The sequence below is a fragment of the Enterobacter sp. 120016 genome (assembly GCF_018383635.1).
GTDB classification, from domain to species: Bacteria; Pseudomonadota; Gammaproteobacteria; order Enterobacterales; family Enterobacteriaceae; genus Enterobacter; species Enterobacter asburiae_D.
Window position 1 is genome coordinate 110,394 of record NZ_JAHAWC010000004.1, and the last position, 17,034, is coordinate 127,427.

A 17,034-nucleotide genomic window follows, 5' to 3' on the forward strand; every position below is an offset into this window, starting at 1 on the left:
CGACAGAACGATGAATTTTTTTGCACTTGCTAACGAAACACGATTGTAGATTGAAAAATGCTATTAACTTTCTGGGTTTTTATAGATTAGAATCGACGGGCTTTGTAAATCACACGCGGGTATTATTGATGACCTGCATTTATCAGGGGACTGCCCAGTGGCGCGGATAAATAAAATCTCGATCACGCTCTGTGCTTTACTGTTTACTTCACTCACTTTCACGCCAGTGGCAAACGCCTCTCAGCAGGCGCGGCATTCTGCTGTACAAAAAAACCATCTGGTGAAAGCCACAGAACGTAAGAAAAAAACCACCGCTAAGAACGACAAGAAAAAAACACCGGCTCAAACGAAACAGACCGCTTCCAGCAAGACGAAAACAGAACCTTCCCGCACTGCCCACTCCGCCAAAAGTAAAGCTTCGCAAACCGCCGCTAACCTCGTTACTGAAAAATGCATCACGCGTAAAGGCCACAAGGCGAAATGCACGAAGGTCACGAAAATAGCGGAAGTGCATAAAGTGCGAGTACAGAAAGCGCAAAAAACCGCGATGAACAAACTGATGGGGCAGATTGGCAAACCTTATCACTGGGGTGGCAGCTCGCCGCGTACCGGATTTGACTGCAGCGGCCTCGTCTATTACGCCTATAAAGATCTGGTCAAATTCCGCATTCCTCGTACCGCCAATGAGATGTACCACCTGCGCGATGCCTCTCCGGTTGACCGCGGTGAGCTGGAAAACGGCGATCTGGTGTTCTTCCGCACCCAGGGTCGCGGCACGGCTGACCACGTCGGCGTCTATGTCGGCAACGGGAAATTCATCCAGTCTCCGCGTAGCGGCCAGGATATTCAGATCACCTCTCTCAGTGAAGACTACTGGCTACGCCACTACGTCGGCGCGCGTCGCGTGATGACGCCGAAAACCATTCGCTAACCCCTGCCCTGCCACATCCGTGGCGGGGTAAGTTCCTCTTTTGCATACCCTTTCAATTTGCTATCCTGTCCTTGTTGTCTGTGTGGTTATTGGCAACGCAAAATACAATAAGGAGAGAAGCAATGTCGTTCGAATTACCTGCACTACCGTATGCAAAAGACGCCCTGGCACCGCACATTTCGGCGGAAACCCTGGAATACCATTACGGCAAGCATCACCAGACGTACGTCACCAACCTGAACAATCTGATCAAGGGCACCGATTTTGAAGGCAAAACGCTGGAAGAGATCGTCCGCAGCTCAGAGGGTGGCGTATTTAACAACGCGGCTCAGGTGTGGAACCACACCTTCTACTGGCACTGCCTGGCGCCGAATGCCGGCGGTGAACCTGCCGGTGAACTGGCTACCGCGATCAATGCCGCATTTGGCAGCTTCGCGGATTTCAAAGCGAAATTTACCGATGCAGCCATCAAGAACTTCGGTTCTGGCTGGACGTGGCTGGTGAAAGAGGCGGATGGCAAACTGGCTATCGTGTCCACCTCTAACGCGGGCACCCCGCTGACCACCAGCGCTAAGCCGCTGATGACCGTGGACGTGTGGGAACACGCTTACTACATTGATTACCGCAACGCGCGCCCGAACTACCTGGAGCACTTCTGGGCACTGGTTAACTGGGACTTTGTCGCGAAGAACCTCGCCGCGTAAGAGACACGCAGAAGGGTTCGCCCTTCTGCGTTTTTGGTTTATTCCGCAGCGCAGGCTGCTTCAGGCTGTTTACGACCCGACATCATCACCAGCAGCAGGCCGAGCGCGGCAATAATCGCCCCCATCACCGGCACAAAGCTGTACCCCAGTCCCCCCGAAATCACGGCCCCACCGGCCGCCGCACCGAGCGCATTGCCCAGGTTGAAGGCACCGATGTTGACCGAAGATGAGAGGCCCGGCGCTTCATGGGCGACGCGCATCACGCGCATCTGCAGCGGCGGCACCACGGCGAAAGTGGCAGCTCCCCAGACGACCATCGCGATCGCGGCCCCAAACTCATTACGCGCCAGCCACGGAATGGCAATCATGATGACAATCAGCAGGGTTAAGAAGCCCTTCAGCGTCCCGCTCACGGAACGGTCGGCAAATTTCCCACCGAGATAGTTACCGATCGAGAAGCCTACGCCAATCAGCACCAGCATCGCGGTCACGAAGAGTGGCGTTGCGTGGGTGATGTCATGCAAGACCGGTGAAATATAGGTGTAGAGGGTAAACATCGCCCCTGCCCCCAGCACGGTGGTGAGCAGCGCGGAGAGCACCTGCGGGCGCATCAGCACCGACAGCTCTCTGCGCACGTCAGGACGTTCCCCCGCGCTGCCTTTCGGCAAGGAGAAGAACAGCGCCACCATCGCAACCACGCCCAGCCCGGCAGTCGCCAGGAAGGACATACGCCAGCCGATCGCTTCCCCCAGCCAGGTTGCCGCAGGCACCCCGCCGATGTTGGCAATCGTTAGCCCCATAAACATGGTTGCCACAGCGCTCGCCTGCTTATGTTTTGGCACCACGCTGGCAGCCACGACCGACCCCAGCCCAAAGAACGCGCCGTGGTTAAGGCTGGTCAGAATGCGGGACAGCATCAATGTGGTGTAGTCCGGCGCAATGGCCGAAAGCACGTTCCCCAGGGTGAAAATCGCCATCAGGAAAATCAGCGCATTGCGGCGCGCGCGGTGCGAAAGCAGAAGCGTCATCAGCGGTGCCCCTACCATCACGCCAATGGCGTAGGCGCTGATTAACATGCCAGCCGCAGGGATCGAGACGTCTACGCCCCGGGCAATAACGGGCAGTAACCCCATCGGGGAGAATTCAGTGGTGCCAATCCCAAAAGCGCCAATCGCCAGGGCCAGCAGGGGAAAATTGATTTTCATGCGTCAACTCCGGATGCCGTGTCATGTGGTGACACAGAACAAAGAAACGGAAAGCATGACATCAATCACAAAAAATGAGAAGTTAACAAAATGGCAAAAGATTTTTGCCAGAGAAGTAACAATCCGGGGAGTCGGGAGGGAGAAGGCTCTCCCTCCGCGTAAATCAGTGCAGCGCAGCCGTCAGACCGGCCGCGACAATCAGAGCCAGCACAACAACGGTGGTGAACAGCGAAAACTTAAGATCGGAACTCATCAATTTTTCTCCTTTTAATCCCCACACGAAAAGTGAGCTTGCTCATTTTTGCACAGATTACGTCAAAAATCTTCCTGGATTTATACTGATAACCACTTTACCTCTTCCCCTTTTCATCAAGATAGGACAAAATTCCACGCTAAATTTATTAGCGTACCGGCCATTGACCCCCTCCTGACGTCCCGTGTCGTTTTCCCGGCGTGCCGCAATTCAACATTGCGAGATAAGGGTGAGAGAAGGCAAACGTTTACCTTCAAGTTTTTCAGGAGTTTAGGATATGGTCTGGAGTGACATTTAATGGCAACAATTAAAGACGTAGCAAAACGCGCAAACGTTTCCACTACAACCGTATCACATGTAATTAACAAAACCCGCTTCGTGGCGGAAGAGACGCGCAATGCCGTCTGGGCAGCGATCAAAGAGCTGCACTATTCGCCAAGCGCGGTTGCGCGTAGCCTCAAGGTTAATCACACCAAGTCTATTGGATTGCTGGCGACCAGCAGTGAAGCGGCCTATTTTGCCGAGATCATTGAAGCGGTTGAAAAAAACTGCTTCCAGAAAGGCTATACCCTGATTCTGGGCAACGCGTGGAACAGCATTGAAAAACAGCGCGCCTACCTGTCGATGATGGCGCAAAAGCGCGTTGATGGCCTGCTGGTGATGTGTTCCGAGTACCCGGAATCCGTGCTGTCGATGCTTGAAGAGTATCGCCACATTCCCATGGTGGTCATGGACTGGGGCGAAGCGCGCGCGGATTTCACAGATTCCGTTATCGATAACGCCTTTGAAGGCGGCTATATGGCCGGTCGTTATCTGATCGAACGCGGTCACCGGGAGATTGGCGTGATCCCCGGTCCGCTGGAGCGCAACACCGGCGCGGGCCGTCTGGCCGGTTTTATGAAAGCGATGGAAGAAGCGCTGATCAACGTGCCGGAAAACTGGATTGTGCAGGGTGACTTTGAGCCGGAATCGGGCTACCGCGCGATGCAGCAGATTGTCTCCCAGCCGCACCGTCCGACCGCCGTTTTCTGCGGGGGCGACATCATGGCGATGGGCGCGCTCTGTGCTGCCGACGAGCTGGGCCTGCGAGTCCCGCAGGATATTTCTGTGATCGGTTATGACAACGTGCGTAACGCGCGTTTCTTCACGCCAGCGCTGACCACCATTCACCAGCCGAAAGATTCGCTGGGCGAAACGGCCTTCAATATGCTGATGGACAGGATCGTCAACAAGCGTGAAGAGTCGCAGTCCATTGAAGTTCACCCGCGTCTTATCGAACGCCGTTCCGTTGCGGACGGTCCGTTCCGCGACTACCGTCGTTAATCGCCTTACGGGGCCAGCTATGCTGGCTCCCGTAACCATTCCCGGTTTAGCGTTTCGCTGTCTCCCAGATAATCCAGCAGCCAGGCCATCGCAGGCGAGATATCATTTTGCTGCCAGGTGAGGCAGCAGGCCGCATCCGGGAACGGATTCTCCAGCGTCAGCTCAACCCACTCTCCGGTATCGATGCGCGGACGCGCGAAATGAACGGGCACCATTGCGACGCACAGTCCGGCACTGAGGCACGTCGCCGACGATTCCCAGTCGGGGGCCACCACCCGCCGCTGGTTGTCCAGAAGCCAGGTGATACGCTTGGGCAATGAACGGGACGTATCCTCCAGCACCAGCGACGGCCAGTTGCGCAGCGTATCATCGCTCAGCGGCCCTTCCATCGCCGCCAGCGGATGATCGCTTGCCACCACGCACTTCCAGCTCAGCATCCCCATATCGCGAAAGGCGTAACGCCCCCCGACCGGGATCGCCTGCGTGGCCCCGATCGCCATCTCTGCCCTGCCGTCCGCCAGCGCATCCCAGACGCCGTTGAACACCTCCTGCGAAACCCGCAGTTCGACATCTGAAAAATGACGATAGAAGTCGACGATCATCTGCCGGGTGCGTTCCGGCTTAACGATGTTATCCACCGCGATGGAAAGATGTCCCCGCCAGCCGTTAGCGATCTGCTGACACTGTTCGCGGGTGATCTGCATTTTTTTGATAACAGAACGCCCTTCCTTCAAAAACCACGCGCCTGCGGGCGTTAATTCCACATCACGATGCCGCCGTTCAAACAGCGGAACCGCCAGCCACTCCTCCAGCTGACGCACCGTGTAGCTGATTGCCGAAGGGACGCGGTGCAGCTCCTGCGCCGCACCGCTAAAGCTACCGTTACGCGCAACAGCATCGACCACTTCAAGAGAATAATCTGACCACATTTTCTACCTGCAAAAAATTTGAATGCACCCGCCAAATATTAGCGTTTCACAAGCGGCTTTGCACTCCCTACACTCAGCGCCAATGTATACCTGCCTCCTCAGGAGAATAAAATAATGCAACCCAGGAACGGTTTTTTAGTCTGGCTCGGCGGCTTAAGCGTGCTGGGCTTTTTGGCCACCGATATGTACCTGCCGGCGTTTGCCGCCATGCAGGAAGATTTGCAAACCCCGGCTGCCGCCATCAGCGCCAGCCTGAGTTTATTCCTCGCCGGTTTTGCCTTCGCACAGCTGCTCTGGGGACCGCTCTCGGATCGCTTTGGTCGTAAACCGGTACTGCTGCTGGGCCTGGCCATTTTTGCCGTGGGCTGCCTGGGGATGTTATGGGTGCGCGATGCCACCTGGCTGCTGGTGCTGCGTTTTATTCAGGCCGTGGGCGTTTGTGCCGCGGCCGTGACCTGGCAGGCGCTGGTCACCGACTATTACCCGGCTAACCGCACTAACCGTATTTTCGCCACCATTATGCCGCTGGTGGGTCTCTCACCTGCCCTCGCTCCCCTGCTGGGCAGCTGGATCCTCGCGCATTTCGACTGGCAGGCCATCTTCGCCACGCTGTTTGCCATTACCCTGGTATTGATGCTGCCGGCGTTCGCCCTCAAGCCCGCGCATAAAAAAGAAGCGCATGCTGACGCGAAGCCGATTACCTTCACTTCCCTGCTCAGCACCAAAGCGTATCGCGGTAATGTCCTGATCTATGCCGCCTGCTCGGCAAGCTTCTTCGCGTGGCTCACCGGTTCGCCGTTCATTCTGCACGATATGGGTTACAGCCCGGCCGCCATCGGCCTGAGCTATGTTCCGCAGACTATCGCGTTCCTGGTGGGCGGGTACGGCTGCCGCGCGGCGCTGCAGAAGTGGGAAGGTCAGCAGATGCTGCCATGGCTGCTGGTGCTGTATGCGCTGAGCGTCATCGGGACCTGGGCCGTTGGCTTTATTCCGGGTGCCGGTCTGGCCGAAATTTTGATCCCATTCTGCGTGATGGCCGTCGCGAACGGGGCGATTTACCCGATTGTCGTAGCCCAGGCGCTGCGTCCGTTCCCGCAGGCGACGGGCCGCGCCGCCGCGCTGCAGAACACCCTGCAGCTGGGGCTGTGCTTCCTGGCAAGTCTGGTGGTCTCGGCGCTGATTGCCACGCCGCTCCTTACCACCACCAGCGTGATGCTGGTCACCGTTGCGCTGGCGGTGATGGGCTATCGCATGCAGGCAGCCGCGCAGCGCGAGCAGGACAACCGCACTCAGGTTGAAACGTCGCATGCATAATCGCGCCGGAAATCATGTTAATTTTCAGTGATTAGGTTGCTAAGAATTTTCTATTGAATCACCAAATTTTGAAGCCTATACTAAATTTGGTTCGATTAAATACGATAAATATTAAGTGTTAACGGGAGCCGGAGCGCTCCCGTTTTACCATGGAAGGCATTTCGGCAAGGGTTATCTCCCTTCCTCTGTTCTACGTCGGATATTAGCCTCGCGGTATTTACCGTGAGATTTCTCACAAACCAAAAAAAGCGTCTACGCTGTTTTAAGGTTCTGATCACAGTAGGGTGATGGAGAAGCTATGAGTTCATCGTGTATAGAAGAAGTCAGCGTTCCGGACGATAACTGGTCCCGGATCGTCAGTGAACTGTTAGGTCGAGCAGGCATCACTATCAATGGATCATCGCCATCCGATCCTCAGGTTAAACATCCCGACTTTTTTAAACGCGTACTGCGGGAGGGATCGTTAGGCCTGGGAGAAAGCTATATGGACGGCTGGTGGGAGTGCGAACGTCTGGATACCTTTTTCGCCAGCGTGCTGCGTGCCGGTCTTGAAAATCAACTCCCTCGCAATCTGAAAGACACCCTGCGCGTCGCGTCTGCCCGACTGTTCAATCTGCAAAGTAAAAAACGCGCTTGGATCGTTGGCAAAGAACACTACGATCTTGGCAACGACCTGTTCAGCCGTATGCTGGACCCTTTCATGCAGTACTCCTGCGCCTACTGGAAAGAGGCGTCGACGCTTGAAGAGGCCCAGCAGGCCAAGCTGCGTCTGATTAGCGAGAAGCTGCAGCTGCAGCCCGGTATGCGCGTGCTGGATATCGGCTGCGGCTGGGGCGGGCTGGCGTATTTTATGGCGAAGCACTATGGCGTCAGCGTCGTCGGCGTGACGATTTCAGCGGAACAGCAAAAAATGGCGCGAGAGCGCTGCCAGGGTCTCGATGTCGATATCCGGCTGCAGGATTACCGTGACCTGAACGAACAGTTTGACCGGATCGTTTCCGTCGGCATGTTTGAGCACGTCGGGCCGAAAAACTACGATACCTATTTTGAGGTGGTGGATCGTAATCTCAAACCGGACGGCATCTTCCTGCTGCACACCATCGGCTCTAAGCGGACCGACAATAACGTTGACCCGTGGATCAACAAATACATCTTTCCGAATGGCTGTTTACCGTCCGTTCGCCAGATTGCCAACGCCAGTGAACCCCATTTCGTGATGGAAGACTGGCATAACTTTGGCGCGGATTACGACACCACGTTGATGGCATGGCATGCGCGTTTTCAGGAGACCTGGCCTGAGATTGCGGACAACTATTCTGAACGATTCAAGCGGATGTTTAGCTATTATCTGAATGCCTGCGCGGGGGCGTTTCGCGCACGGGATATTCAGCTCTGGCAGGTAGTATTCAGCCGTGGGATTGAACACGGACTCCGTGTCGCACGCTAAAAAATAACCCCGGAAGCCCGGGGTTATTTTTTTATTCTTCTTCTGCGGCGGTCTTTATTATTGCCGCTTCTTTTGCGGCCAGCACGCGCTCAACCGTATCCACCACCGCCTGGGTTTGCGGATCGATTTCGATATTCACGCGGTGCCCCAGTTTTTTCGCACCCAGCGTGGTGCGCTGCAGCGTTTCAGGAATTAAATGCACGCAAAAACGCGTTGGCGTTACTTCACCCACCGTCAGGCTAATCCCATCAATGCCAATAAATCCTTTATAGAGGATGTATTTCATTAATGAAGGATCCTGCATTTTAAACCAGATTTGACGGTTATTTTCCGAGGTCACGATTTTCGCTACTTCAGCGGTGGTCATGATGTGCCCGGACATCAGGTGGCCGCCAATCTCATCGCTGAACTTCGCCGCACGCTCAACGTTGACGGTATCTCCCACCGCCAGCTCGCCCAGGTTGGTGATGCGCAGCGTCTCTTTCATTAAATCAAAGCTGATCTGGTTGCCGTTAATTTCGGTAACGGTCAGGCAGCAGCCGTTATGGGCAATCGACGCGCCGGTTTCAATGCCCTCAAGCATATATTCCGGCAGCTCAACAACATGAGTACGGAAATTAGGTTTTTCATCAATGGACACCACTTTGGCGGTGCCCTGCACAATACCAGTAAACATGCTTACAACTCCTGTTTTTTCCGGACGGTGGTGACACCGTTTAATCCCACCACAATAACAGTTGGAAAAACAGGTTGCCAGCGGAGCGCATTTTCTGGCGATTTTTTCACTAGATAAATAGCTAAAGCCCGCTACAATAGCTGGCACCCCCCTGCATTTTCTTCTTGCTGCCCGTTTCGGCGGCTTTTTTAGTCTCTCAAATAACTACAAAATAAAGGTGTTCACGTGCAGAAGTACATGAATGAAGCGCGCCAGTTATTGGCACTGGCTATACCAGTGATCGTCGCGCAAGTGGCCCAGACCGCAATGGGATTTGTGGATACGGTAATGGCAGGTGGCTACAGCGCCACCGATATGGCGGCCGTTGCTATCGGCACGTCAATCTGGCTTCCGGCCATCCTGTTCGGCCACGGTCTGCTGCTCGCGCTCACGCCTGTTATCGCTCAGCTCAATGGCTCGGGTCGTCGCGAGCGCATTGCCCATCAGGTTCGTCAGGGTTTCTGGCTGGCAGGGTTTGTCTCCGTGCTGATCATGGTCGTGCTCTGGAACGCGGGCCATATCATTCGCGCTATGCATAACATTGACCCGGCACTGGCTGATAAAGCCGTGGGCTATCTGCGCGCCCTGCTCTGGGGTGCGCCCGGCTACCTCTTTTTCCAGGTAGCGCGTAACCAGTGTGAGGGCCTGGCGAAAACCAAGCCCGGGATGGTGATGGGCTTTATCGGCCTGCTGGTCAATATTCCGGTGAACTATGTCTTTATTTACGGTCACTTCGGGATGCCGGAGCTGGGCGGCGTCGGCTGCGGCGTGGCGACGGCAGCCGTTTACTGGGTGATGTTTTTCGCGATGATCACCTATGTAAAACGCGCCCGTTCCATGCGCGATATTCGCAACGAGAACAGATTTAGCACGCCGGACTGGAACATCATGACGCGTCTGGTGCAGTTAGGGTTGCCGATTGCCCTCGCCCTGTTCTTTGAGGTGACCCTGTTTGCCGTGGTCGCCCTGCTGGTCTCCCCGCTGGGCATTGTGAACGTGGCCGGGCACCAGATTGCGCTGAACTTCAGCTCCCTGATGTTCGTCCTGCCGATGTCGCTGGCGGCGGCGGTGACGATTCGTGTGGGCTTCCGCCTGGGCCAGGGCTCAACGCTGGATGCGCAAACGGCCGCCCGGACCGGGCTGGGCGTGGGTGTCTGCATGGCTGTCTGTACGGCGCTCTTCACCGTAGCGCTGCGCGAGCAGATTGCCCTGCTCTACAACGACAGTCCGGAAGTGGTGACGCTGGCCTCGCACCTGATGCTGCTGGCCGCGATTTACCAGATCTCTGACTCCATCCAGGTGATTGGCAGCGGCGTGCTGCGCGGATATAAAGACACGCGCTCCATCTTCTTTATCACCTTCATCGCCTACTGGGTGCTGGGACTGCCGGCTGGCTATATCCTGGCGCTCACCGATCTGGTGGTGGATCGCATGGGTCCGGCAGGGTTCTGGATGGGCTTTATCATCGGCCTGACGTCAGCGGCGATTATGATGATGATGCGTATGCGCTTCCTGCAGCGCCAGCCATCAACGGTTATTTTGCAACGCGCTGCACGTTAACGACGCAGTAGCCGCCCCCTGGCGGCTACTTTCTCTTCACTTTGCGCGGTAATGAAGCAATCGCGTGAAATCAGAGAGAAAAATGCATTTTCCCTCTTGCCACCTTGGTGCTCTGCCGCTAATATTCGTCCCCGTTGTCACCGACAACACGTTGCGTTCATAGCTCAGTTGGTTAGAGCACCACCTTGACATGGTGGGGGTCGTTGGTTCGAGTCCAATTGAACGCACCATTCTGCGTCCGTAGCTCAGTTGGTTAGAGCACCACCTTGACATGGTGGGGGTCGGTGGTTCGAGTCCACTCGGACGCACCATTTCAGTCCTGAAATGGTGCAAATCCTATTCTGATATCCTGAATTTTCCTAATCCCTTATTTTCATCATTATTCTCCTGCTACGCTTTTCCTATGGAAAAAAAACAGGAAGACCGTCGATGAAGAAAATCGCGATTATCGGCTCCGGCCCCACAGGGATTTATACTTTTTATCATCTCCTTAAAAACAGCACCCCGCTCTCAGTTTCCATCTTTGAACAATCCGAAGACGCTGGCGTGGGTATGCCCTATAACGACGACGATAACTCTCGTCTGATGCTGGCGAACATTGCGAGCATTGAAATCCCGCCCATTTTTATGACCTACCTCGACTGGCTCAAGGAACAGAGTGACGCCCATCTTGCGCGCTTTAAGATTGATAAAGCCCGCCTGCATGACCGGCAGTTCCTGCCCAGGCTCCTGCTGGGTGAGTATTTCCGCGACAGCTTTCTTTCCATCGTAAAAGAGGCAAAAAGGCTGGGATTCAACGTTGATGTCCATGAATCTGCGAAGGTCACAGACATCATTCCCACAACAACCGGCGTTACGCTTTCCGTAAACGGCAGCGTCTTGCCCGATCAATTCGACCTTGCGGTTATCGCCACCGGCCACGTCTGGCCCGAAGAGGATGAAGCCACGCGCACGTTCTTCCCAAGCCCCTGGTCCGGTCTGATGGACGCCCGTATTCCTCCCTGCCGCGTCGGTATTATGGGGACATCGTTAAGCGGTCTCGACGCGGCCATGGCGGTAGTGATGCAGCACGGTGCGTTTCGCGACGATAAATTCGTGCTGGATAAAGGTAGCGACGCGTTGAAGATTGTTCTGATGTCCCGGACGGGCATTCTGCCGGAAGCCGATTTTTACTGCCCTATCCCTTACGAACCGCTATCGGTATTGACCGAACGCGCGGCTGAAAGCGAGATTGCGAAAGGATCGGATGGCCTGCTCGACCGCATCTTTACCCTGATGGTCAAAGAGCTTCAGCTCGCTGACCCGACGTGGTGCGAGAAAATATCGCTGCATAAGCAGAATGCGGACAGCATCCGTGAGGCCTGGTTTGAGGATCGTAAACGGCACGGCCCCTTTACCTGGGCGGAAGATAACCTGAAAGAAGTTGAGAAAAATAAACGCGAACAGCGCACCGTGGCCTGGCGCTATGCCGTCCTTCGGCTGCATGAGGTGGTTCAGGAGATTGTCCCCCACCTCGACGAAGAGGACAGAGAGCGCTTTAAGCAAGGCCTGGCCCGGGTATTTATCGACAACTATGCGGCCATTCCCCCGCAGTCGATCCAAAGGCTGCTCGCGCTTCGCGAAGCCGGCATCATTAGCGTGGCTGCGCTCGGTGACGATTACGCGCTGGATGTTGGCAGCGATCGAACGGTGATAACCACAAAAGAGACCGTTTACCGCTTCGACGTTTTTATTGATGCGCGCGGGCAAAAGCCGCTCAAAACGAAAGATCTGCCCTTCCCGACGCTGCGCAAACAGCTGGAAGCCACGGGCGAAGAGATACCCGACATCGGCGAGGATTACACCTTAAAAGCGCCTGACACCGTTCGCGGGCGCATCGCCTTCGGCGCGATACCGTGGCTGATGCACGATCGTCCCTTCGTTCAGGGGCTGGCGGAGTGTGCAGAGATTGCGGAAGCAATGGCGAAGGCGGCGGAAAAACCCGCGTCCGGATCGCGGCGGAGATTACCGTATGTTGAGAACTGACAGGGCTTCCATGCCCTGCTGTCGCTGATTACTCGAAGAAGACTTCCGGGTTTTCAGACAGCGAAACGAAGGTTTTCGTCTCTTTATCCAGGGCAAGGATTTTGCCGCTTTCAATGTCGTACACCCAGCCGTGCAGTCGGATAGAGTTATTACGCAGGCCCACCGCGACGGACGGATGGGTCTTAATGTTGCTCAGCTGCGCAAACACGTTCTCCTGCACCATCGCATTGACTTTATCGATCGGCTTATCCCAGGTTTTCTTCTCAACCACGGCTTTCGCCGCGTCAGAATAGCGCAGCCAGTGTGACACGGCAGGCATCGGCTCCAGGTTCGCGTTATCGGCAATCGCCTTCATCGCGCCACAGTTGGAGTGACCACAAATCACGATATCCGTGACGCCCAGCGCCACCACGGCGTATTCGATGGTGGCGGACACGCCGCCAGGCTCGGGTCCGAACGGCGGCACAATGTTGCCAGCATTACGAATGACAAAGAGTTGTCCTGGCTCTTGCTGGGTGACCAGTTCCGGGACCAGACGGCTGTCGGAGCATGAGATGAACAGCGCTTTGGGATTCTGGCTGGACGCTAAACTGCGGAAGAGTTCTTTACGTTGCGGGAAAATCTCTTTTTGAAAGCTGAGAAAACCTTCAATGATATGTTGCATAGCAATGTCTCTTTTATCTGTTTTAGTTTAGGTATGATCGCGATCACACTCGTAAAGTTTACCCATCGTGGTTTACTTCAGACAAGCAATATATTTCTGGCCCGACCGCTGCACAATCTCGTCCGCACTGGCCTGGATGTTCTGCCCTTCGAACGCGCCGTACAGACGTGCAAACGTTCTGCCTTCCAGATGACTCACGACCGACGCCACGGTGCGGGCCGGCAGTGGGAGATAATTCGGGTAGCTCCACATAAACGAGACGGCGTCTTTACCCGGCGTGACCTGCAGAATATCGCCCACCAGCAATGCCCCGTCCCCCTCCTGCCAGTGCAGCACCGTTCCACCGGCAAAATGCCCGCCCAGACGCAGCAGGGTGACCGACGGGAATACGTCCAGCGAATCCCCCTCCCAAAAATGAATGGCCGGGCTGTCGCGCATAACCCACTCTCGGTCGCTGGCGTGCAGGTACACCGGCGCATCAAACGCCGCAGCCCACTCCTGCATCGTGGTGTAATAGTGCGGATGTGAAATCGCAATCGCGCTGATGCCGCCGAGGGCGGTAATGAGCGTTTTGGTTGCGGGGTCGAGGTTGGCGATGCAGTCCCAGAGAATATTCCCGTGAGGCGTTTGCAGGAGCAGCGCCCGCTGGTTGATCGCAAACGCAGGGACCGTTTTGATCCCAAACAGCCGCGGCTCCAGCTGCTGCCATTTGTTGGTATGCGTGGCGGTGACGGTATCGAGATCGGTCCACGCCTGGCCCGTGGCGGGCACGTACTGGCGCTCGTCCTCGCAAATCGGGCATCGGTCCGGCTGCGTATCGTAGGCGGTTCCACAGGTTTTACAGAGGGTAATCATGTGCTCTCCTCAGCGATAAAGCACTGAGTATGGCAGGGATTATCCTTATGTGCTGCGAGGTACATTGCTGGCTTTTTTTACCCTATACTGTGCCAGAATCACATACTGAACAGAGCAGGTGCCACATGGAAATTGATCTCGATAACTTAGTCTTTAACGGTCTGGATGAAGCCGAAGAGCGTAATGCGGAACGTCTGGACGATGCAGACAAAAAAGCGCAGGCGATTATCGCCGACGACGACTGCGGCGATGCCTGCAAGATCTAATAAAAAAAGCACCGGGAAACCGGTGCTTTTTTTTCTCAGCGGGGGGATTACAGCTCGGGCGTCTTTTTAAACCCCGTCAGCATCAGCACCAGGCTTTCTGATGAAGAAGCCGGTTCGAACTGGTAGTGATTCCCCTGGCGGTCACCGCCGATGTACCACGAAATTTCGGTTTTCCCTTCCGCCAGCGCCTTACGCACGGCTTTGTCCACGTCCACCATCCGGTATTCACGAGAATGGTTCAGATAGAGCACGGCGTCTGAGCGATAGTTACAGGCCGGACGCGAGGCCCATCTCACGGTAGCAGGATCCCAGTCGTTGCTGGCCGGATAGAAGAAGATCTGATCGGCACCGTCAGTTTCCACTTTCCCGCCATAAATCCGCACGCGGTATGTAAACTGCGAAGGATCCTGCCCGACTGGCAGCGGAGGAATGTGAAACTTCACCAGCGACAGCGTTTCGCCATTTTTCGTGCGCCCCCCGTTTTGCCAGTTGTCTTGCACCAGTAAAACCTGCGGTTCAGGCTGGGAGAGTTCTGGCTCCAGGCTGCTGAGCCAGACGTTAGCCTTCGCTCTGGAATAACCATAAGGGACGGTGGTGCCACAATCTAACCCGCGGTTCATGCACAGGTCCGTCATAAAGCGCGCGGCGTCTTCCGTCCAGCCGTTCATGAAGTCAGCATGCGCCGTGTACAGGCTACCCCACCGCTCTTCACGCTCATCGCCGTGCATCACAGGGTCGAGTGAGAGCTGCGCTTTGCTGGTATCAAGCGAGCTAATCGTCGGGAGCACGTAAGCAATGTTCATGTTCACGGTGGGAATTTTTACCGGGAACGCGGACGGGCACTGCCCCTTGATGTCGTAGGTGGCGTTCATCAGACCGTGGGCAGGCTTCAGGTTTACCCCGTCCCAGCAGTTCGGAAACTGAATGCCAATATTGAACTGCACGGCATCGTTGGCTTTGCGCAAGCCGCAGACCTCACCGGTTCTGGCGGTGTAACCCTTGCCGTTGGCGCATAAAAAGGTGATATGTGGATTTGGCGCGCTACCGTGGTGGTCGCCCGCCAGCAGCGACAGCCCCGCCGGGAAAGGGTGCAGCGGCCAGACGTCCACGTTCGACGCCAGATAATAGGTTTTTTGATACGCCGGCTTTACGACCATGCCGTCAGGCAGGCGCAGCGAAGGTGCCCAGTATGCCGATCTGTCGGCTTTGTTATCGCAGGTAGTCTTTTCATCTCTGCGCAGGGATTCACGGCTGGCGTAAGCATCCGTTTGCACGTTGCCGAAGAAGTCGTGCAGCATGGCCTCGTTGGGCATGCCGTACATCATAATGGCATCATCGCCAAGGGTATGGGAGTAACTGCAAACAACGTGCGCCTGAGGTGCGGCGTGTGCCGAATGAAGTGTGAAAAGTAGCGCAGGGACAGAAAGCGCGCATGTTACCGTGGTCCGTTTCATCATTTTCTCCATGACTGAAAGGACACATTGGTAACAAAAGCGGGCTATTTAACCGAATGATTTACGGCGTACTTTTCCGTCTTTTGAGGCTTTACAGACGTCACGCACACCTCGTTCCAGTACGTTTCGCGCGTGCGGCGCAGTTCAGCGTGACGTTTTATCATGGAACCACTCCGGGTCAATGTTGGCAACGTCCACGCCATACAGGCTGGCGACAGGCAGTATTGACTCAAGAACACGTTGCGCGCTGTTCTCCGCATTCACTGGTCGGGTCGCAAAAAACCGCCGTAACGTGCTGATCCACTTTTTCATCGTCTTACCCCTCTCTCGCCGTGTCTGACCTCAGTTAAACACTCAAATGCCGCGCGGGGGAAATACCAAAATCCACTGTCGATGTGCAGGATTTGCAAATAGCATCCCGCTCTTTTCACTCTTCATTAACACCTTGTTCACTAATGCTTTTTTGCTCATAGCAAAGAACGATTTCTTATTTGGCGATAGCTTTCGCTTATGGGAGCGTAGCGGGGTAAAACAAAAACAACGGGATGGCGAATGACTATGGCAGCAAACATGAAAGGGTTTACCAAACGGACACTGGTTCTGGGATTACTGGCGGCGGGCAGCCTGCTTTCAGCGCAGGCACAGGCCGATCAGCTGGCGGATATTAAGGCCGCAGGGGTGGTGAAAGTGGCCACGTTTGACGCCAACCCGCCGTTTGGCTCTATTGATGCAAAAACGCACGAGATAGTGGGCTATGACGTGGACTTCGCCAAAGCGCTGGCAAAATCGCTCGGCGTGAAGCTTGAACTGGTTGCCACCAATCCGGCTAACCGTATTCCGCTGCTGCAGTCCGGAAAAGCCGATCTGATCGTGGCGGATATTACTATCACCCCGGAACGCGCGCAGGTGATTGATTTCTCAACACCTTACTTCGTCACCGGCCAGCAGTTCCTGGTTCCGGCTAAATCACCGGACAAGCTTGATGACTACAGCCGGGCGCGCATTGGCGCGGTCAAAGGAACGACGGGCGAGCAGGCGCTGCACCAGCGTTTCCCGCAGTCACGCGTGCTCTCTTATGACGATATTCCCCTGGCGCTGACGGCACTGCGCAATGGAAACGTGCAGGCCATTACCCAGGACAGCACCATTCTGGCCGGTCTGCTGGCGCAGGCGCCGGATAAAGCGAACTTCAAAATCCTGCCCGATCTGCTGAGCAAAGAAGAGATTGGCGTAGGGGTGAAAAAAGGTGAAACGGCGCTGCTGAAGGCCGTTAACGACGAGCTGGTTAATCTTGAGAAGAACGGCCAGGCGGCAAAAATCTACGACGTCTGGTTTGGTCCAGGCACCCCAGCTCCACAGCCTCGCGGCTTTAAAATAGAAGCCAGGTAA

At 55.5% G+C, this 17,034-nt stretch carries 17 protein-coding genes and 2 tRNA genes; 11 read left to right on the top strand and 8 right to left on the bottom strand.

Annotated features, from left to right (window positions below; all coding sequences use genetic code 11):
- Positions 1 to 157 precede the first annotated feature (157 nt).
- The gene (locus tag KIF87_RS08520) at positions 158 to 931 is read left to right on the top strand and encodes a C40 family peptidase (protein WP_213328487.1); all 774 of its coding nucleotides are present in this window, start codon (positions 158 to 160) and stop codon (positions 929 to 931) included.
- A gap of 122 nt (positions 932 to 1,053) precedes the next feature.
- A complete protein-coding gene (gene sodB / locus KIF87_RS08525) occupies positions 1,054 to 1,635 on the top strand; it encodes a superoxide dismutase [Fe] (protein WP_213328488.1) in 582 nt (193 codons plus the stop codon).
- Positions 1,636 to 1,673: 38 nt separating this feature from the next.
- Here the strand turns inward: sodB and KIF87_RS08530 are convergent, their stop codons facing one another.
- Both KIF87_RS08530 and cydH read right to left on the bottom strand, forming a co-directional pair.
- Entirely contained in the window at positions 1,674 to 2,840 is a 1,167-nt protein-coding gene (locus KIF87_RS08530) for an MFS transporter (protein ID WP_121423486.1), read from the bottom strand.
- Positions 2,841 to 3,003: 163 nt separating this feature from the next.
- Positions 3,004 to 3,093, bottom strand: coding sequence for a cytochrome bd-I oxidase subunit CydH (cydH, locus tag KIF87_RS08535; RefSeq protein ID WP_008500596.1), 90 nt, complete (start codon positions 3,091 to 3,093; stop codon positions 3,004 to 3,006).
- A 297-nt stretch (positions 3,094 to 3,390) separates the two neighbouring features.
- On the opposite strand from cydH, the gene purR reads away from it, so the two are divergent.
- Positions 3,391 to 4,416 carry an HTH-type transcriptional repressor PurR gene (gene purR / locus KIF87_RS08540; RefSeq protein WP_023335431.1) on the top strand — a complete coding sequence of 342 codons (1,026 nt, stop codon included), beginning with the start codon at positions 3,391 to 3,393 and terminating at the stop codon, positions 4,414 to 4,416.
- A 17-nt stretch (positions 4,417 to 4,433) separates the two neighbouring features.
- Here the strand turns inward: purR and punR are convergent, their stop codons facing one another.
- Complete coding sequence (punR, locus tag KIF87_RS08545; RefSeq protein WP_213328489.1) at positions 4,434 to 5,345, bottom strand: DNA-binding transcriptional activator PunR; 912 nt, start codon at positions 5,343 to 5,345, stop codon at positions 4,434 to 4,436.
- 114 nt (positions 5,346 to 5,459) lie between these two features.
- Here punR and punC point away from each other — a divergent pair, with 114 nt between their 5' ends.
- Entirely contained in the window at positions 5,460 to 6,659 is a 1,200-nt protein-coding gene (gene punC / locus KIF87_RS08550; RefSeq protein WP_063142954.1) for a purine nucleoside transporter PunC, read from the top strand.
- 298 nt (positions 6,660 to 6,957) lie between these two features.
- Positions 6,958 to 8,106: a cyclopropane fatty acyl phospholipid synthase gene (cfa, locus tag KIF87_RS08555; RefSeq protein WP_159513972.1), complete on the top strand. Its 1,149-nt coding sequence runs from the start codon at positions 6,958 to 6,960 to the stop codon at positions 8,104 to 8,106.
- Between the two features lie 31 nt (positions 8,107 to 8,137).
- Here the strand turns inward: cfa and KIF87_RS08560 are convergent, their stop codons facing one another.
- Complete coding sequence (locus KIF87_RS08560; protein WP_023311347.1) at positions 8,138 to 8,782, bottom strand: riboflavin synthase; 645 nt, start codon at positions 8,780 to 8,782, stop codon at positions 8,138 to 8,140.
- A 225-nt stretch (positions 8,783 to 9,007) separates the two neighbouring features.
- Between KIF87_RS08560 and mdtK the strand changes: the two genes are divergently transcribed.
- The 4 genes from mdtK to KIF87_RS08580 all read left to right on the top strand — a co-directional run bounded on the left by mdtK (position 9,008) and on the right by KIF87_RS08580 (position 12,406).
- Positions 9,008 to 10,381, top strand: a complete 1,374-nt coding sequence (gene mdtK, locus KIF87_RS08565; protein WP_213328490.1) for an MdtK family multidrug efflux MATE transporter — start codon at positions 9,008 to 9,010, stop codon at positions 10,379 to 10,381.
- Positions 10,382 to 10,534: 153 nt separating this feature from the next.
- Positions 10,535 to 10,611: transfer RNA gene (locus KIF87_RS08570), tRNA-Val, on the top strand.
- Between the two features lie 4 nt (positions 10,612 to 10,615).
- Positions 10,616 to 10,692, top strand: a tRNA-Val gene (locus KIF87_RS08575).
- 118 nt (positions 10,693 to 10,810) lie between these two features.
- Positions 10,811 to 12,406, top strand: coding sequence for an FAD-NAD(P)-binding protein (locus KIF87_RS08580; protein ID WP_213328491.1), 1,596 nt, complete (start codon positions 10,811 to 10,813; stop codon positions 12,404 to 12,406).
- 28 nt (positions 12,407 to 12,434) lie between these two features.
- Here the strand turns inward: KIF87_RS08580 and KIF87_RS08585 are convergent, their stop codons facing one another.
- Positions 12,435 to 13,070, bottom strand: coding sequence for a carbonic anhydrase (locus KIF87_RS08585; RefSeq protein ID WP_023335425.1), 636 nt, complete (start codon positions 13,068 to 13,070; stop codon positions 12,435 to 12,437).
- 72 nt (positions 13,071 to 13,142) lie between these two features.
- Positions 13,143 to 13,925, bottom strand: a complete 783-nt coding sequence (locus KIF87_RS08590; protein ID WP_213328492.1) for an MBL fold metallo-hydrolase — start codon at positions 13,923 to 13,925, stop codon at positions 13,143 to 13,145.
- Positions 13,926 to 14,050: 125 nt separating this feature from the next.
- Here KIF87_RS08590 and KIF87_RS08595 point away from each other — a divergent pair, with 125 nt between their 5' ends.
- Complete coding sequence (locus KIF87_RS08595) at positions 14,051 to 14,191, top strand: hypothetical protein (protein WP_008500607.1); 141 nt, start codon at positions 14,051 to 14,053, stop codon at positions 14,189 to 14,191.
- Between the two features lie 47 nt (positions 14,192 to 14,238).
- Here KIF87_RS08595 and KIF87_RS08600 read toward each other — a convergent pair whose 3' ends face one another.
- Positions 14,239 to 15,645: a DUF1996 domain-containing protein gene (locus KIF87_RS08600; protein ID WP_213328570.1), complete on the bottom strand. Its 1,407-nt coding sequence runs from the start codon at positions 15,643 to 15,645 to the stop codon at positions 14,239 to 14,241.
- Positions 15,646 to 15,789: 144 nt separating this feature from the next.
- Entirely contained in the window at positions 15,790 to 15,957 is a 168-nt protein-coding gene (locus tag KIF87_RS08605) for a hypothetical protein (protein WP_014831607.1), read from the bottom strand.
- Between the two features lie 246 nt (positions 15,958 to 16,203).
- Here KIF87_RS08605 and KIF87_RS08610 point away from each other — a divergent pair, with 246 nt between their 5' ends.
- On the top strand, positions 16,204 to 17,034 hold the full coding sequence (locus KIF87_RS08610) for an ABC transporter substrate-binding protein (RefSeq protein ID WP_166642362.1): 831 nt from the start codon (positions 16,204 to 16,206) through the stop codon (positions 17,032 to 17,034).

Bases quoted from the DNA above. Each gene is read 5' to 3' on its own strand.
- sodB (WP_213328488.1), top strand. From the start codon at position 1,054: ATGTCGTTCGAATTACCTGCACTACCGTATGCAAAAGACGCCCTGGCA.
- KIF87_RS08530 (WP_121423486.1), bottom strand. From the start codon at position 2,840: ATGAAAATCAATTTTCCCCTGCTGGCCCTGGCGATTGGCGCTTTTGGG.
- cydH (WP_008500596.1), bottom strand. From the start codon at position 3,093: ATGAGTTCCGATCTTAAGTTTTCGCTGTTCACCACCGTTGTTGTGCTG.
- purR (WP_023335431.1), top strand. From the start codon at position 3,391: ATGGCAACAATTAAAGACGTAGCAAAACGCGCAAACGTTTCCACTACA.
- punR (WP_213328489.1), bottom strand. From the start codon at position 5,345: ATGTGGTCAGATTATTCTCTTGAAGTGGTCGATGCTGTTGCGCGTAAC.
- punC (WP_063142954.1), top strand. From the start codon at position 5,460: ATGCAACCCAGGAACGGTTTTTTAGTCTGGCTCGGCGGCTTAAGCGTG.
- cfa (WP_159513972.1), top strand. From the start codon at position 6,958: ATGAGTTCATCGTGTATAGAAGAAGTCAGCGTTCCGGACGATAACTGG.
- KIF87_RS08560 (WP_023311347.1), bottom strand. From the start codon at position 8,782: ATGTTTACTGGTATTGTGCAGGGCACCGCCAAAGTGGTGTCCATTGAT.
- KIF87_RS08580 (WP_213328491.1), top strand. From the start codon at position 10,811: ATGAAGAAAATCGCGATTATCGGCTCCGGCCCCACAGGGATTTATACT.
- KIF87_RS08585 (WP_023335425.1), bottom strand. From the start codon at position 13,070: ATGCAACATATCATTGAAGGTTTTCTCAGCTTTCAAAAAGAGATTTTC.
- KIF87_RS08590 (WP_213328492.1), bottom strand. From the start codon at position 13,925: ATGATTACCCTCTGTAAAACCTGTGGAACCGCCTACGATACGCAGCCG.
- KIF87_RS08595 (WP_008500607.1), top strand. From the start codon at position 14,051: ATGGAAATTGATCTCGATAACTTAGTCTTTAACGGTCTGGATGAAGCC.
- KIF87_RS08600 (WP_213328570.1), bottom strand. From the start codon at position 15,645: ATGAAACGGACCACGGTAACATGCGCGCTTTCTGTCCCTGCGCTACTT.
- KIF87_RS08605 (WP_014831607.1), bottom strand. From the start codon at position 15,957: ATGAAAAAGTGGATCAGCACGTTACGGCGGTTTTTTGCGACCCGACCA.
- KIF87_RS08610 (WP_166642362.1), top strand. From the start codon at position 16,204: ATGGCAGCAAACATGAAAGGGTTTACCAAACGGACACTGGTTCTGGGA.